17 protein-coding genes are annotated in these 15,842 nt (G+C 62.4%); 10 read left to right on the top strand and 7 right to left on the bottom strand.

All coding sequences use genetic code 11. The features are described 5' to 3' along the window. Nucleotides 1–5: 5 nt before the first annotated feature. Nucleotides 6–1,184, bottom strand: a complete 1,179-nt coding sequence (locus NKH03_RS02750; RefSeq protein WP_352967016.1) for a BaiN/RdsA family NAD(P)/FAD-dependent oxidoreductase — start codon at nt 1,182–1,184, stop codon at nt 6–8. Between the two features lie 186 nt (nt 1,185–1,370). Next, nucleotides 1,371–1,958, bottom strand: a complete 588-nt coding sequence (locus NKH03_RS02745; protein WP_352967015.1) for a TetR/AcrR family transcriptional regulator — start codon at nt 1,956–1,958, stop codon at nt 1,371–1,373. A gap of 140 nt (nt 1,959–2,098) precedes the next feature. On the opposite strand from NKH03_RS02745, the gene NKH03_RS02740 reads away from it, so the two are divergent. Then, complete coding sequence (locus NKH03_RS02740; protein ID WP_352877006.1) at nt 2,099–2,656, top strand: DUF308 domain-containing protein; 558 nt, start codon at nt 2,099–2,101, stop codon at nt 2,654–2,656. Nucleotides 2,657–2,762: 106 nt separating this feature from the next. Here the strand turns inward: NKH03_RS02740 and NKH03_RS02735 are convergent, their stop codons facing one another. The 3 genes from NKH03_RS02735 to NKH03_RS02725 all read right to left on the bottom strand — a co-directional run bounded on the left by NKH03_RS02735 (nt 2,763) and on the right by NKH03_RS02725 (nt 5,958). Then, nucleotides 2,763–3,500: a dienelactone hydrolase family protein gene (locus NKH03_RS02735; protein ID WP_352967014.1), complete on the bottom strand. Its 738-nt coding sequence runs from the start codon at nt 3,498–3,500 to the stop codon at nt 2,763–2,765. Nucleotides 3,501–3,607: 107 nt separating this feature from the next. After that, nucleotides 3,608–4,294 carry a hypothetical protein gene (locus NKH03_RS02730; protein ID WP_352967012.1) on the bottom strand — a complete coding sequence of 229 codons (687 nt, stop codon included), beginning with the start codon at nt 4,292–4,294 and terminating at the stop codon, nt 3,608–3,610. Between the two features lie 89 nt (nt 4,295–4,383). Continuing rightward, nucleotides 4,384–5,958 carry a trimethylamine methyltransferase family protein gene (locus tag NKH03_RS02725; RefSeq protein WP_352967010.1) on the bottom strand — a complete coding sequence of 525 codons (1,575 nt, stop codon included), beginning with the start codon at nt 5,956–5,958 and terminating at the stop codon, nt 4,384–4,386. Nucleotides 5,959–6,233: 275 nt separating this feature from the next. Here NKH03_RS02725 and NKH03_RS02720 point away from each other — a divergent pair, with 275 nt between their 5' ends. Next, nucleotides 6,234–6,932: a cobalamin B12-binding domain-containing protein gene (locus tag NKH03_RS02720; RefSeq protein WP_126069400.1), complete on the top strand. Its 699-nt coding sequence runs from the start codon at nt 6,234–6,236 to the stop codon at nt 6,930–6,932. Nucleotides 6,933–7,021: 89 nt separating this feature from the next. Here NKH03_RS02720 and NKH03_RS34980 read toward each other — a convergent pair whose 3' ends face one another. Continuing rightward, on the bottom strand, nt 7,022–7,162 hold the full coding sequence (locus tag NKH03_RS34980; protein WP_502910928.1) for an EncA/B family entericidin: 141 nt from the start codon (nt 7,160–7,162) through the stop codon (nt 7,022–7,024). Between the two features lie 63 nt (nt 7,163–7,225). Here NKH03_RS34980 and NKH03_RS02710 point away from each other — a divergent pair, with 63 nt between their 5' ends. Beyond that, a complete protein-coding gene (locus NKH03_RS02710) occupies nt 7,226–7,858 on the top strand; it encodes a DUF1638 domain-containing protein (protein ID WP_352867499.1) in 633 nt (210 codons plus the stop codon). Here NKH03_RS02710 and NKH03_RS02705 read toward each other — a convergent pair. After that, nucleotides 7,855–8,766, bottom strand: a complete 912-nt coding sequence (locus tag NKH03_RS02705) for an NAD-dependent epimerase/dehydratase family protein (protein ID WP_352967009.1) — start codon at nt 8,764–8,766, stop codon at nt 7,855–7,857. The two genes, NKH03_RS02710 and NKH03_RS02705, sit on opposite strands and share 4 nt — an antisense overlap. Nucleotides 8,767–8,881: 115 nt before the next feature. On the opposite strand from NKH03_RS02705, the gene NKH03_RS02700 reads away from it, so the two are divergent. The 7 genes from NKH03_RS02700 to NKH03_RS02670 all read left to right on the top strand — a co-directional run bounded on the left by NKH03_RS02700 (nt 8,882) and on the right by NKH03_RS02670 (nt 15,779). Continuing rightward, a complete protein-coding gene (locus NKH03_RS02700; RefSeq protein WP_352967008.1) occupies nt 8,882–9,457 on the top strand; it encodes a DUF4893 domain-containing protein in 576 nt (191 codons plus the stop codon). A gap of 94 nt (nt 9,458–9,551) precedes the next feature. Beyond that, nucleotides 9,552–10,331, top strand: a complete 780-nt coding sequence (locus NKH03_RS02695) for a formyl transferase (RefSeq protein ID WP_352967007.1) — start codon at nt 9,552–9,554, stop codon at nt 10,329–10,331. A 293-nt stretch (nt 10,332–10,624) separates the two neighbouring features. Beyond that, nucleotides 10,625–10,927 carry a virulence factor gene (locus tag NKH03_RS02690; protein ID WP_027034742.1) on the top strand — a complete coding sequence of 101 codons (303 nt, stop codon included), beginning with the start codon at nt 10,625–10,627 and terminating at the stop codon, nt 10,925–10,927. Beyond that, the gene (locus NKH03_RS02685) at nt 10,920–11,531 is read left to right on the top strand and encodes a methylenetetrahydrofolate reductase C-terminal domain-containing protein (RefSeq protein ID WP_352867490.1); all 612 of its coding nucleotides are present in this window, start codon (nt 10,920–10,922) and stop codon (nt 11,529–11,531) included. Before NKH03_RS02690 ends, NKH03_RS02685 begins: the two co-directional genes overlap by 8 nt. After that, nucleotides 11,528–12,619 (top strand): methylenetetrahydrofolate reductase, encoded by a 1,092-nt coding sequence (locus NKH03_RS02680; protein ID WP_352867487.1) that lies wholly within the window; start codon nt 11,528–11,530, stop codon nt 12,617–12,619. Before NKH03_RS02685 ends, NKH03_RS02680 begins: the two co-directional genes overlap by 4 nt. Before the next feature lie 81 nt (nt 12,620–12,700). Further along, nucleotides 12,701–13,675, top strand: coding sequence for a methyltetrahydrofolate cobalamin methyltransferase (locus NKH03_RS02675; RefSeq protein WP_352867486.1), 975 nt, complete (start codon nt 12,701–12,703; stop codon nt 13,673–13,675). 10 nt (nt 13,676–13,685) lie between these two features. After that, on the top strand, nt 13,686–15,779 hold the full coding sequence (locus NKH03_RS02670; RefSeq protein WP_352967006.1) for an ASKHA domain-containing protein: 2,094 nt from the start codon (nt 13,686–13,688) through the stop codon (nt 15,777–15,779). Nucleotides 15,780–15,842: the final 63 nt, after the last annotated feature.

Raw genomic sequence — 15,842 nt, 5'->3', positions numbered from 1 at the left:
GGGTCCTAGGCAGCCTGGCCCGCCACCCATCCCGACGACCATGCCCACTGGAAATTATAGCCACCCAGCCAACCTGTGACATCGACGACTTCGCCTATGAAGAACAGGCCCGGCACGGATCTCGCCTGCATGGTCTTCTGGTCCAGTCCGTTGGTGTCGACCCCGCCCAGCGTCACTTCGGCGGTGCGGTAGCCCTCTGAACCGGCCGGCTTGATACGCCAGTCATTGACCGCGGCGGCGACGGTCTCGATCTGGGCGTCCGAGAGATCGGCGAGGTTGCTCTCGATCCCGGTTCGTTCAGTGATCGATTGGGCAAGCCGCTTCGGCAGATGATTTGCCAGCACCGTCTGCACCGCCTGCCGTCCATTGTCGCGCTTGGCGGCACGAACAACGTCCGCCACATCAATTCCCGGCAGCATGGCGATGCGGATTTCATCGCCCTCGCGCCAATAGGACGAGATTTGCAGGATGGACGGTCCGCTGACGCCGCGATGCGTGAACAGCATCGCTTCGGAAAACCGCGTCTTGCCGCAGGCGACTTCCGCGTCGACGGCGTTGCCGGCCAGCGGCGCCAGCCGTTCGAGCGTGTTGGCGTCGAATGTCAGCGGCACCAGCGCCGGCCGCGTTTCGACAATGGCTAGGCCGAACCGTTCGGCAAGCTCATAGCCGAAACCGGTCGCTCCCATCTTGGGGATCGACTTGCCGCCACAGGCCACAACAACGGACTGGCAAGTGACCGTGCCGGTGGAGAGGGTGAGCATAAACCCCTCCACGGTTTTGCGGACATCCGCAACGCTGGTCGACAAGGCCAGCTCCACGCCCCTGCCCTGCATTTCCGAGACCAGCATGTCGATGACCTGGCGGGCGGAGCCGTCGCAGAACAATTGCCCCAGCGTCTTCTCGTGGTAGGCGATGCGATTGCGTTGGACGAGCGCGATGAAATCGCGCTGCGTGTAACGGCTGAGCGCCGAAATGCAGAAATGCGGATTGCCCGAGAGAAAATTCTTCGGGCTGGCGTGGATGTTGGTGAAGTTGCACCGGCCACCGCCCGAGATGCGGATCTTTTCGCCCGGCATCGCCGCGTGATCGAGGATCAGCACCGAACGGCCGCGCTTGGCCGCCTCCACGGCGCACATCATTCCGGCGGCACCCGCGCCGATGATCACGACATCATAGAATTGCATCAGGCTATTCGTTCCCGCTCGACCCGCTCATCCGGGGCCGCGCCATTTCTGCTGCCTGATACCGCGAACGGGACGGGCAGCCAACAGGCAAGAATAGTCGCGGAGAGGTTTGGGGACAGGAACCAAGCGAAGACCGGACGTCGGCTTTCGACCCTGAGCAGTTGACCACTTTGGCCTGACAGTTCTCTAGCAATCCTGTCCCAGCAGTTTGGTGATCTGGGGCGTAACGATTTTGGTGAACAGCCCGGGATCGCTGAAAGCCCTCGCAGAGAGCATGGCCCCATGAACCGATGCCATCAACATTTGGGCCTCCTCCTCCGGCCGGTTGTTCAACCGGAACAAGCCCTGCTCCACTCCAGCCCGCAGCACCGACGTAAGCCATCTCGCCAGGTTATGGAAATGAGCACGAATGCGCGATGCGACCTCTTCCGGCAGCATCTGCATCTCGCCAGCGAGCATCGCGCAGACGCAAAATGACGGCAAGGCATCGCGAATGCATGTCTGCCAGTAGTTCAGATAGGATCGCAGTTGTTCTGCAGGGCTTGAGAACTGCTTCCGGACAGATTCCAAACCGGATTCAGCCTGCCGCTTGTAGCGATCCACCAGCACCGAGACCAGTTCGGCCTTCGTCGGAAAGTGATGGTGGATGCTCGCCTTCCTGATGCCGATCGCAGCCGAGATATCGGCATAGCTGAACCCGTTATAGCCGCCTGCGACGATGAGCGACTGCGCGATGTCGAGAATTTTTTCGGACGTCGAAGTCTTTGATTCCATACCTTCGCCTACCTTCTGATAGGAAGATTGTCAAGTATGTGCATCGCTCCTGCTTCTCACGAAGAGGTGTCCGAGCGCCGGGTTGACTCATGGGCGGATGCCTCCCTACTGATAGGTAGACAACAACAAGGAGCCTGCCAATGCAAAGCCAATCTTCGACCCGGCCCAACTGGTTGCGATCCTATTATTTCGGACGCGCCATATTCTCTATCGCCTGGATTGCTGCCGCCATTCTCTTCAGCGGGCGACCCGGTCCCGCCGCGTTTCTGCTCGTGATCTACCCGGCATGGGACGCGTTCGCCAACCTGGTTGACGTCAGGGTAAATGGCGGCCTGAAAGCCAACTCGTCTCAAGCATTGAATGTCGTGGTCAGCCTGATAACGGCGCTCGCCGTCATCGTGGCGGTCCGCAACGGCATGTATGCCGTTCTGGCCGTGTTTGGGATTTGGGCGATCCTCTCGGGCCTGCTGCAGCTGAATACGGGACTAAGGCGTTGGCGCTACTATGGCGCACAATGGGCGATGATCCTAAGTGGTGCGCAATCGGCCCTCGCCGGCGGCTTCATGATCAGCCTATCCCTCGGCACTGTTGCGCCGACGATTCTAGACATCGCCCCTTATGCTGGGTTCGGCGCGTTCTACTTTCTGCTTTCCGCCATTTGGCTTGTCGTCGCAGCCTATCGCAAGGCAGAAACCTAGGCGCTGCCTGATACGCGGCGGCAAGGTGAAAATCATCTGCCGCCGTCTTCAGCACGGTCAGTATCGCCACGACGGGCGCCTTGTGACCTGGCAGTGAATCCCGGCCCTAGATCAGTGTCTCGGCGAACAGCGTCGTCAATCGCTTCCAGTGGCGCTCGGCGCCCGCGGCATTGAAAACGCTGTGGTCTGGCACGCACCAGCCATGCGCCACACCGACATAGTTTTCGATGACGTGGTCGATTTCCGCAACCCTGAGCGCCTCGGCCAGCCGCGCCGATTGTTCCGGCGGAAAACTTCTGTCGACACCGGAAGTGCCGACATAAACGCGCGCCTGGATGGACGCTGCCTTGCGGTGCGGGCTGTCGGCGGCGTCGCTGGCCAGATTGCCGCCATGGAAACTCGCGGCTGCCTTTATCCTGTCTGGATAGGTCGCGGCGGCATTCAATGCCCGGCCGCCACCCATGCAATAACCGACCGTGCCGACCGGTCCGGTGACGCCCTCGGCAGCCAGAGCATCGAGGAAAGCACCACTGTCGCTGATGGTCATCTCCTGCGTCGTGCCGCTGACCAGCGCCGTCAGCGCCGCCTTGGTCTTTTCCTCGACGAAGGCGGTCTTGGCGTCGAACGGCCCGTAAGGCGCATTGCGGTAGAACAGGTCCGGCAGCAGCACCGTATAACCTTCATTCGCCAGCCGCTCGGCCATGCTGTCGAGCGCCGGCCGCGGACCGAAAGCGTCCTGATAAAGAATGACGCCGGCCTTGGTCGAAGATGCCTTTGCCGAGCGGAAAAGCCCTGCCTTGGCAACGCCATCCCTGGTCTCGATGTGAAGCTGTTGTTTCGTCATCGCCCGGCTCCGTTCGTCAGATGCGCGATACATATCCGGCCGAACCGATACGGCAAGGCGTTCCCTGAACCCGGCGGTCAACATTTCGTGCAGGATTGCGTGTCGGTTTACAGTTCCGCGAATGCCGCCATGTGAAACGCCTGGACCTCCGGCGGATAGCGATAGGTTGTGCCATAGGGACAGGCGTTTCGATCGAGGCAGCCGCCGCTGCGGCACGGTTCGCCGTCCGTTCCCCGCACATGCGCAAGACAGACCTGATAGGCAAATCCTTGCGCGGAATAGGCGTAGACTGGGCAAGATTTCAGGCATGGTTTCTCGACACAGGTATCGCAAAGGTGAGGCGCTGCCTCGGCGGCGCGAACCGGAAGCGTGTCCTCGAACAGCAGTGCACCGCGATAGGCGTGCCACAGCCCGTATCGCGGATGCATGAGGATGCCGAGCGGTGACGGCCTCAGCCCCTCCGCCCGCATCGCCCATTGCTGGAACGGCAGATAGGGCTTGTCCGATGGCGAAACGGCCCGCGCCCCGAATGCCTCCACGGCACCGATCACTTCGCGCGACCACGTGTCGAGCGGATTGGCGATGCTCCGTGGTTGCTTTTCCCGCCAGCGCAGGAAATGCGGCCAGGGCGCGGCACCCGCCTGCCCCACCAGCAGGACGGCTCTGGCCGGCGCGCCCGATGATCCAGTTGGCGACGCTTCGCCGGGCGCGAAATTGAAACCGCCGCGAAGGACAAGGCCGTTGGCGAGAAGCGCCGCAGAGATGCGGTCAACGCTGCAGGCAGGCGCAATCATTCCTTCTTGACCGGATCGGAGAACGCGCTCCGCCAGACTTCCTTGTGGATGATGTTGGCGACTTTAGCCCCGCCTGACTCGGGCTCCTTTCAAGTGAAGGCGTCGGGCATCGACCCCTTCTTCTTGGCGATGAAGTCCTTCAAGGCCTCGTCGATGCTCGGATCGAGATGCGGCGCCTCATAGCTCTCCAGCCAGCGGCGGGCAAGCTCGTTGGCGCGCTGCGGCGCGGTCTTCTCGCCTTCGGCCAGCCACTGCTCGTAGGAATTGTTGTCGGCGATGTTGGAGCGGTAGAAAGCAGTCTGGAAATTCGCCTGGGTGTGGTCGCAGCCGAGATAGTGGCTGCCCGGACCGACCTGGCGGATGGCGTCCATCGCCTGGCCGTTTTCCGACAGATCGACCCCCTCGGAGAATTTCTGCGTCATGCCGAGCTGGTCGATGTCCATCATGAATTTTTCGTAGCAGGACGCCAGCCCGCCCTCGAGCCAGCCGGCCGAATGCAGCACGAAATTGGTGCCGGCCAGGATGGTCGAGTTCAGCGTGTTGGCGCTTTCATAGGCCGCCTGAGCATCCGGGACCTTGGACGCGCAGAGCGAGCCGCCGGTACGGAACGGCAGGCCGAGGCGGCGCGCCAGCTGTGCCGCGCCATAGGAAACCAGCGACGGCTCCGGCGTGCCGAAGGTCGGCGCGCCCGACTGCATCGAGATGGACGAGGCGAAGGTGCCGAACAGCACCGGCGCGCCCGGCCGGATCAGCTGCGTGAACGATGCACCGGCCAGCACCTCGGCCAGAACCTGCGTCAGCGTGCCGGCCACCGTCACCGGGCTCATCGCGCCGGCAAGGATGAACGGCGTGACGATGCAGGCTTGATTGTGGCGCGCATAGACTTTCAGCGCGCCGAGCATGGTCTCGTCGAACACCATCGGCGAGTTGGCGTTGATCAGGCTGGTCAGCACCGTGTTGTTTTCGACGAAATCGTCGCCGAACACGATCTTGGCCATGGCGACGGTGTCTTCGGCGCGCTCCGGCGCGGTCACCGAGCCCATGAACGGCTTGTCGGAATATTTGATGTGGCTGTAGATCATGTCGAGATGGCGCTTGTTGACCGGCACGTCGACCGGCTCGCACACAGTGCCGCCCGAATGGTGGATCGACGGCGCCATATAGGCGAGCTTCACGAAATTCCGGAAATCCTCGATCGTCGCGTAACGCCTGACACCATCGAGGTCGCGCACGAAGGGCGGACCGTAGACCGGCGCGAAGACCGTGGCATTGCCGCCGATCTGCACCGAGCGCTCGGAATTGCGGGCATGCTGGGTGTAGACGGACGGCGCGGTCTTGAGCAGCGAACGGCAGAGCCCCTTCGGAAAGTGCACGCGCTCGCCCTTGACGTCGGCGCCGGCCTCTTTCCACAGCTGCAGCGCTTCCGCGTCATCACGGAAGATGATGCCGATCTCCTCGAGCACCGTGTCGGTATTCTTCTCGATCAGCGCCAGGCCTTCCTCATCCAGCACCTCATAGACGTTGATCTTGCGCTTGATATAGGTGAGCTGCGTGCCCGGGCCACCGCCCGAACGTGCTGCCCGCCGGGCAGCGGCTCCGCCGCTGGCGCCGCGCCCACGTCGCGCGTTTGACGCTTCCTGATCGACTGCCGCGTGTTCGCTCATGGTGGTTCTTCCCTGAATCTGTTCTTGTCTGGAATCCATAGCGGCTGCCTCTCGCCGCTTCTTGCCAGATCGTAGCCATGCACCCTATTCGAAACGGCCCGCCAGCGCCAACGCCTGTCGCAAAATCGACAAGAATTCCAAGAGAGTTGCGGTCGCTTTCCTTTTGCGGGAAGTCGCAAATCAGCTATGGATACATGCCCCTAGCGGGTTAGGAATGACCGTGAATATTTTGTGCTTTGCGACATGGTCGCGATGCCGGCAGGAGCTCGATACAAATGTCCGACGACGAGATCATCCTTTCCGAACTTTCCGACGACGAGTTGGTGCAGCAGATGCACGACGATCTCTATGACGGGCTGAAGGAAGAAATCGAGGAAGGCACCAACATCCTGCTCGAGCGCGGCTGGGTGCCTTACAAGGTGCTCACCGAGGCGCTGGTCGAGGGTATGCGCATCGTCGGCGAGGATTTTCGCGACGGCATCCTGTTCGTGCCGGAAGTGCTGCTGTCGGCCAATGCGATGAAGGCCGGCATGTTCATCCTGCGTCCGCTGCTCGCCGCCACCGGCGCGCCCAAGCAGGGCAAGATGGTCATCGGCACCGTCAAGGGCGACATCCACGACATCGGCAAGAACCTCGTCGGCATGATGATGGAGGGCGCGGGCTTTGACGTCATCGACCTCGGCATCAACAATGCGGTCGAGAAATATCTCGATGCCATCGAGCAGCACCAGCCCGACATCATCGGCATGTCGGCACTGCTGACCACGACCATGCCCTATATGAAGGTCGTCATCGATACGATGAAGGAAAAGGGCATCCGCGACGACTATGTCGTGCTGGTCGGCGGCGCGCCGCTGAACGAGGAATTCGGCAAGGCCGTCGGCGCCGATGCCTATTGCCGCGACGCGGCGGTGGCGGTCGAGACCGCCAAGGATTACATGAAGCGCAAGCACAACGTTCGCGCTTCGGCCTGAGCCGGCCGGCCCGAAATGCCCCATGAAAAAAGCCGCGCCTTGCAGCGCGGCTTTTTTGTCCCCAGATGATGAGGAAGGCTGTGTGTGGATCAGGGCTTGGTAACGGTGTCCTCGACTGCCTTGGCCGTCGATTTGACGTCCTTGCCGACGCCACGGACGGTGTTCGCGCAAGCCGCAAGGGTCAAGGCGCAAGCCAGGATGGCAATCGGCGTGATGCGTAGCAGTTTCATGAACGGTGTCTCCCTCAACAGATAAATTAGCGCCACAACAACGAAGGCCGCTCGACTGGTTCCATGGCCAAGACGCAAAAAACGAAACCGAATCAAGACGACAGGCTGCTCGTTATCGCCTGTGGGATGATTGCGCGCGAAGTTCTGGCCGTCAAGGAACAGCTCGGACTGGATCACCTCGACCTGACCTGCCTGCCTGCGGAATTCCATTTCTATCCGGACCGCATCGCCCCGGCCATGGACAAAGCGATCGAAAAGGCCAGAGCGGAAGGCTACACCAACATCTTCGTCGGCTATGCCGATTGCGGCACCGGCGGCCTGCTCGACCGCATCTGCGAGAAGCACGGCGTCGAGCGCATGGCCGGCCCGCATTGCTTCGCCTTCTATCAAGGCATGGATGCCTACGCGAAGATCGCCGACGACGACATGATGTCCTTCTACATGACCGACTTCCTCTGCCGGCAGTTCGACGCCTTCTTCATGAAGCCTCTCGGCCTCGACAAGCACCCGGAGCTGATCAAGGACTATTTCGGCAACTACGAGAAGCTGATCTATCTCGCCCAGACCGATGATCCCGATCTCGACAAGGTCGCCGAAAAGGCCGCAAAGATGCTCGGTCTCGTTTACGAACGCCGCGCCACCGGCTATGGCGACCTGACGGCCGGAATGGCGCAGGCCGCCGCCGTCACCGGCTAGGCCGCCCGCAGTTCCGTTAGCACATCGGCAAAGCTCGTCTTGCAGACGAAACCCAGCCTGTCCCTCGCCCGCGACGCATCGTAGACCCGGTCGATGGAGGAAAACATCGTCCAGCCTTTTCGCGCGTAAAGGGCCGGAAAATCCGGAAAATAGCGCGCGACGACGGATGGCGCATCGGCGATTAGCTCAGTGCAGTCTTCCGGTCGAAATGGCGTTGGCGCCGATACGATGAAAATATCAAAGCCGAGCTGTGGCGCCTTTTCCAGGGCAAGGATGTGGGCATCGGCCGCGTCCTCCACCGTCAACCGGCGAAACAACAATTCGTTGGCCTTGGTGTTGGCGTCCGACTGTTCGATCGCATGCGCCATGTCGTCGGCTTCGGGAAAGAAGCGGGCCGTGCGCAGCACGACCACCGGCAGCCCGTGCTGGATGTGATAGAGGCGGCAAAGATGCTCGGCCGAAAGCTTGGTGACGCCATAGATGTTGCGTGGCTCGGGCGCCATCGCCTCCGTCAGCCATGCCGCCTTGCGCGCACCACCGCTGAACCCGTCGCGTATCGCCTGCGAAATCATCAGCGAGGTCGTCGAGGTGAAGACGAAGCGCTGCACGCCGGCCGCCACCGCCGCGTCGAGCAGGTTCAGCGTGCCTTGCACATTGGTGGCGACGAAATCGCTGTTGGCGCGGCTCTCTATGTTGGGCTTGTGCAGCGCGCCGCTGTGGATGATCGCCTCGATCTGGTTGTCTCTGACCGTCCGCATGACAAGGTCGCGGTCGGCGATCGAGCCGATCATCCGCGTTTCCGCCGATGGCACCGGATCGAGCCCGGTGACATCGTGCCCAAGCGCGCGCAGCCGCGGCATCAGCGCGCTGCCCAGCCAACCCGACGATCCCGTGAGCAAGATTCGCATTCGTCACACCATGATTTTTGACCGTGACGCTGTTAAGCACGGATGACAGGCGCCAGCGACCCGATAAGTTATGCACCAGCCGGCGCTGCGCCAGACATCAACCGGGAGGCCTCCTATGACACTTCGCCCGCTGTTCGCCCTTGTCGGCCTGCTCTGCTGCACTCTTCCCGCCCTTGCCGATGGCGAGGTACAGAAACTCATCACCGCCGCCGACAAGGCGCGACTCGACAAATATGGCGAGACCCGCAAGGCGGCGCTCGCCGAGGCGAAAGCGGGCGACCCCGCCGAGGTTAGACAACTCGACGCCTTGCTGGCGAAGCCGCTGGTGGTCTTCTCCGACAAGGATCTGACCGGCAACTGGCAGTGCCGCACCATCAAGGCCGGCGGATCTTTGCCGCTCGTCATCTATGGCTGGTTCAAGTGCAAGGTGATCGATGACGGTTCGGGCTGGCGGCTGGAAAAGATCAGCGGCTCGCAGCGCACCAAGGGGCGCTTCTTCGACGATGGCGAGAAACGTGCGATCTATCTCGGCTCCTTCTATGTCAACAGCGATCCGGCAAAGCCCTATGGCAGTGGTCCGCAAACCGACCAGATCGGCTATGCCTTCCGCAACAGCGCCAAGGAATGGCGCATCGAATTCCCGGCGCCCTACTATGAATCGAAGCTCGACATCATCGAGTTCAAACGCTGACCATGTATCCAAGAGCTGATCACCAAGGATTAACCCGAACGCCCTAGCATCCCGCCCATTGTCGAGAACGGGTTGCTTGGAGGGGGCAAGATCTATGGCAGCATCGGAATCCAGTACGCGGATCGTGGTCGTCACCGGAGGAGGCCAGCATGTCTGGGCGATCGTCAATGCGATCGCCGACCGCGTCGGCCCTATCAGCGTCGTCCTCGAAACGCCTGAATCCAAAAGGCAATTGCTTCGTGGTCGGGCTCGCCGTCAGGGTTGGATCTCCGCCGTGGGCCAACTTGGCACGATGGTGCTCAGCAGACTCGGCAAACGGCTTCTCGCCATCCACGCCGCCCAGCTTATTGCCGAAGAAAAGCTGGAGGTCGAGCCGCGGCGAGGCCAGGAAATCATCCATGTTGCTTCCGCCAATGGGCCGGAGTGCCTCGAGGCAATCGAGAAGATCCGGCCTGGCGTTGTCCTGCTTAACGGCTGCAGACTGTTGTCGAAGGACATGTTGGCCCGGATGCCGTGCCCGGTGCTCAACTATCACGCCGGCATCACGCCGAAATACCGCGGCATGAATGGCGGCTACTGGGCGCTGACTTCAGGCGATTCGCAGAATTTCGGCACCACCGTGCATCTGGTCGATGCCGGCGTCGACACGGGCGGCGTGCTGAAACAGGTGCACGGGCGGCCGAAACGCGGCGACACCATCTCCAGTTACGCGCTTCGTCAGGCCGCGTTCTCGCGCGACATCTGCGTCGAGGCAGTCAGCGACGCGCTGGCCGGAAAACTTACCACCATCGACCCGGGCCTGCCGTCGCAACAATGGTATCACCCAACGATCTGGTTCTACCTCTGGACTGGCCTCAGAACCGGCATCTGGTAGCGCGCTCTTCTCCCGGATCCGCATGCCGCGCGCCGGCTTTTCCGACGCGTCGAACCTGCCGCCGGCTCGCGCCGCAAACGAATAAACCCACCTTTCATTTTACGACATCCAAATGCGTCGCTTTTGAATGCGCGCGCGTCGTCCCATAACAAGCGGCCCCACCGCGCTTCCGGCAATGCTCCGACAACTGCATCGGCCCGAAAAACGGAATCGATCTTCGGAAAGCTCGATCAGCAGATTGAAGTGGTAGAGCGTCCAAGTGGACACGGGGCGCTCTACGGGAGTGAGAATTCATGGCCGATCTGATCGTCGTCTACTGGCGCGACATCCCTGCCCAGATCATCGTCAAGAAGGGTCGGCAGAACGCCAAGCGCGAACTGCCGCTGCGCTTCACCGAGGCGATCGACATGTGCGCCATGCGCACCGGCGCCGGCGGCACCGACGATTATCTGGCCGAATGGCGCAAGGCCGATCCCATTCCGGTCGGCGACGACCTCGAAGCCGAGGTCGAGAAGGCGTTCAACGACATCGACACCAAATACGACCGCGAGCGGCTGGTCGCTCTGGTCAAGGCGGGCGGCAAAGAAAATGTCTGACACCACCCCGGCGGTTACCCAGGCCACTTTGGTCAAGAAGGCAGCGCCGAAATCCGACTACAAGCCGGCCGACGTGTCGCCGCAGCGGCGCGTGCAGCGTTCCTTCGCGGTTCGGCTGTGGTCGATCAGGCATTCGCGATTGCTCGAATGGTTCTACGCCAAATTCGCCGACATGTTCCTGCTCCTCCATCCCCTGTGGAAGGGCATTGGCTACGGCCGCGTCGAAGGGCCGATCAAATTCGTCGAGAAGCGCGTCAAGGGCTTCATGTTCGACTGCCGCATGTGCGGGCAGTGCATCTTGTCGTCGACCGGAATGTCGTGCCCGATGAACTGCCCCAAGCAACTGCGCAACGGCCCTTGCGGCGGCGTCCGCGCCAACGGCAATTGCGAGGTCGAGCCTGACATGCCCTGCGTCTGGGTCAAGGCCTGGGAAGGCTCGCAGAACATGGTTCACGGCGACAAGATCCTGACGGTACAGAAGCCGGTCGACCAGTCTCTGCGCGAAACCTCGGCCTGGCTGCGGGTGACCGCGCAGGCCGCCGCCGCGCGCGAAGCCGCCGCTGCCGCCAAGAATGGCGCGGCGAACACCGGGGCATCGGCATGATCGGACGCCAGCGCGACGAGAACCCGGCCGGCATCCACCTGCCGCTCGAGCCCCTGCCCGGCCACACCTCGCGCGGCCGACTGGAGCGCGTGCTTCGGCGCGGCGAGTTCGCGGTGACGACGGAGCTCAATCCGCCCGACAGCGCCGATCCGGAGGACGTCTATAATCGCGCAAAAATCTTCGACGGGTGGGTCGACGCCATCAACGCCGTCGATGCGTCGGGCGCCAACTGCCACATGTCTTCGGTCGGCATCTGCGCACTGCTCACCCGCATGGGCTACGCGCCGATCATGCAGATCGCCTGCCGCGACAAGAACCGCATCGCCATCCAGGGCGACGTGCTGGGCGGTGCCGCTATGGGCGTCGCCAACATGCTGTGCCTCACCGGCGACGGCGTGCAGGCCGGCGACCAGCCCGGCGCCAAGCCGGTGTTCGACCTCGACTGCATGTCGCTGCTCGAGACCTGCCGCATCATGCGCGACAACGGCAAGTTCCTGTCCGGCCGCAAGCTGACGACGCCGCCGCAGCTTTTCCTGGGTGCTGCGATCAACCCGTTCGCGCCGCCGATCGACTTCCGCCCGCATCGGCTGGGCAAGAAGATCGCCGCCGGCGCGCAATTCGTGCAGAGCCAGTATTGCTTCGACGTGCCGATGTTCCGCACCTACATGCAGAAGGTGCGCGATCTCGGTTACACCGAAAAATGCTTCATCCTGGTTGGCGTCGGCCCGCTCGCCTCGGCCAAGACGGCCAAGTGGATCCGCTCCAACGTGCCGGGCATCCATATCCCCGATTCGGTCATCAAGCGGCTGGAAGGCGCCCAGGACCAGAAGAAGGAAGGCAAGCAGCTCTGCATCGACATCATCAACGAGGTGAAGGAAATATCAGGCGTTTCCGGCGTCCATGTGATGGCCTACCGGCAGGAGGAATACGTCGCCGAGATCGTCGATGAATCGGGCGTGCTGAAGGGCCGCCAGCCATGGAAACGCGAGATCCGTCGTGACGACCAGATGGTTGCCGACCGGCTCGAAAGCATATTGCACGACGACATTACCGAAACGCAGGTGGACATGGTGAAGACCGCGCACTGACGGCGCGGAAGGCCCCCATTCGCTTGAACGAAAACAAACAACGATATAAAGAAATCTTTATATCATGGCGGAGAAGAATTCATGACCCGTACCATCGTCGCCTCGGCGACCCGAGAAATCATCATCGGCTTCGACCAGCCGTTCTGCGTGATTGGTGAACGCATCAATCCGACAGGCCGCAAGAAGCTGGCCGCCGAGATGATCGCGGGCAATTTCGAGACCGTCATCAGGGACGCGCTCGAGCAGGCAGCCTGTGGCGCCACCATGCTCGACGTCAATGCCGGTGTCACCTCGGTCAACCCGAACGAGACCGAACCTGGCCTTTTGGTGCAGACGCTGGAGATCGTGCAAGGGCTGGTCGACCTGCCGCTGTCGATCGACTCGTCGGTCACCGCCGCGATCGAAGCCGCGCTCAAGGTCGCCAAGGGCCGCCCGTTGGTCAACTCCGTCACCGGCGAGGAAGAAAAGCTCGAAGCCATCCTGCCGCTGATCAAGAAATACAATGTGCCCGTCGTCGCCATCTCCAACGACGAGACCGGCATTTCGATGGATCCGGATGTTCGGTTCGCCGTCGCCAAGAAGATCGTGCAGCGCTGCGCCGATTTCGGCATTCCGGCGCATGACGTTGTCGTCGACCCGCTGGTCATGCCGATCGGCGCGCTGGGCGATGCCGGCCGCCAGGTGTTCGCGCTGCTGCGCCGCCTGCGTGAAGAGCTCAAGGTCAACACTACCTGCGGCCTGTCCAACATCTCGTTCGGCCTGCCGCATCGCCACGGCATCAACGCCGCTTTCATCCCGATGGTGATCGGTGCCGGCATGACATCAGCCATCATGAACCCGGTGCGTCCGCAGGAAATGGAAGCCGTGCGTGGCGCCAACGTGCTGAACGGCACCGACGAGAACTGCACCAACTGGATCAGGACCTACAAGGACTACAAGCCGGCCGAAGGCGGCCAGGCGGTAGCTGCCCCTACGCAAGTCAATGCGCCGGGCGAAGGCGCCAACAACGGTGGCCGCCGTCGTGGTGGCCGTGAAGCCCGTATGGGTCGAGGATAAGCGCGCAATCGTGAATTCACCTGCAAACATCACCGACCCGCTCGTGCTGTTCATGCCGTCGGGCAAGCGCGGGCGGTTTCCTGTCGGCACGCCCGTGCTCGATGCCGCGCGCCAGCTCGGCGTCTATGTCGAAAGCGTCTGCGGCGGACGCGCCACCTGCGGACGCTGCCAGATCGAGGTGCAGGAAGGCAATTTCGCCAAGCACAAGATCGTTTCCTCCAACGACCACATCACGCCCAAGGGTGCCAAGGAAGAGCGCTACGAGCGCGTCCGCGGCCTGCCCGAACGGCGCCGCCTCTCCTGCTCGGCGCAAATCCTCGGCGACCTCGTCATTGACGTGCCGCAGGACACCGTCATCAATGCGCAGACCATCCGCAAGGATGCCGATACCAGGGTGATCGCCCGCGATTCAGCGATCCGCATGTGCTATGTCGAGATCGAAGAACCCGACATGCACAAGCCGCTTGGCGACCTCGACCGCCTGAAGATCGCGCTGATGCACGACTGGGGCCTGAAAAGCCTCGATTTCGATTTCTATCTGCTGCCGCAGGTGCAAGGCATCCTGCGCAAGGGCAAGTGGACCGCCACCGCCGCCATCTACAAGGATGCCGACAGCGAGACCGCGCGTGTCGTGGCGCTGTGGCCCGGCCTCAAGAACGAAGCCTATGGCCTCGCCTGCGACATCGGCTCGACCACCATCGCCATGCATCTGGTGTCGCTGCTGTCTGGCCGCGTCGCCGCTTCGTCCGGCACGTCGAACCCGCAGATCCGCTTCGGCGAGGATCTGATGAGCCGTGTCTCCTATGTGATGATGAACCCGGACGGCCGCGAAGGCATGACGGTCGCCGTGCGTGAGGCGATCTCGGGTCTGGTCGACAAGGTCTGCGCCGAAGGCAATGTGCAGCGCAACGACATCCTGGATTCCGTCTTCGTCGGCAATCCGATCATGCACCATCTGTTCCTCGGCATCGATCCGACCGAGCTTGGCGGCGCTCCCTTCGCGCTGGCCGTTTCGGGTGCGGTTCACATCAAGGCATCCGATATCGGCCTGAAGCTAAACCAGGGCGCCAGGCTCTACATGCTGCCTTGTATAGCCGGCCACGTCGGCGCCGATGCGGCGGCCGTCACGCTGTCGGAAGGCCCGCACCGCCAGGACGAGATGATGCTGATCGTCGATGTCGGCACCAATGCCGAGATCGTGCTCGGCAACCGTGCGCGGGTCGTGGCTGCTTCTTCTCCGACCGGCCCGGCCTTCGAGGGCGCTGAAATATCCGGCGGCCAGCGCGCAGCACCCGGCGCCATCGAGCGCGTGCGCATCGATCCCGACACGCTTGAGCCGAAGTATCGCGTCATCGGCTCGGAGCTGTGGTCCGACGAGCCTGGCTTCCTCGACAGCGTCCAGGCGACCGGCGTCACCGGCATCTGCGGCTCCGGCATCATCGAAGTGGTGGCCGAGATGTATCTCGCCGGCATCATTTCCGAGGACGGCGTTATCGACGGGGGACTTTCGGCCCGCTCGCCGCGTGTCACCGCCAACGGCCGCACCTTCTCCTACGTGCTGAAGGAAGGCTCCGCCGTATTGAAGGAAGATGGGCCGAAGATCACCATCACCCAGACCGACGTCCGCGCCATTCAGCTCGCCAAGGCGGCGCTTTATGCCGGCACCAAGCTGCTGATGGAAAAGCAGAACACCGACCATGTCGACCGCATCCATTTCGCCGGCGCCTTCGGCTCCTTCATCGATCCGAAATACGCCATGGTGCTGGGCCTGATCCCGGACTGCGACCTCGACAAGGTTTCGGCGGTCGGCAACGCCGCCGGCGCCGGTGCCCGCATGGCGCTGCTCAATCGCGGCTATCGCCGCGAGATCGAGGACACGGTCAGCAAGATCGAGAAGATCGAGACGGCGCTGGAACCGAAATTCCAGGAGCATTTCGTCTACGCCATGGCGCTGCCCAACAAGGTCGACCCGTTCCCGAAACTGTCCGCGGCGGTGAAACTGCCGCCGCGCAAGACGGTCAGCGAGGATGGCGTTGCCGGCGACGCCGCGCCGCGCCGGCGCTCGCGCGAAGGCCACGAGGGGCGGCGGCGCGGGCGGGAATAAGCGGACGCGCCCAGACCGCCGCCTTCCAAACTCATTTGTATGCAAATGTTTCCGGATCGCCAG

It is taken from the genome of Mesorhizobium sp. M1406 (assembly GCF_040317555.1).
Classification (GTDB): domain Bacteria; phylum Pseudomonadota; class Alphaproteobacteria; order Rhizobiales; family Rhizobiaceae; genus Mesorhizobium.
Note: the sequence above shows the minus strand (reverse complement) of the source record. Positions and strands in the feature narration are given on the sequence as shown.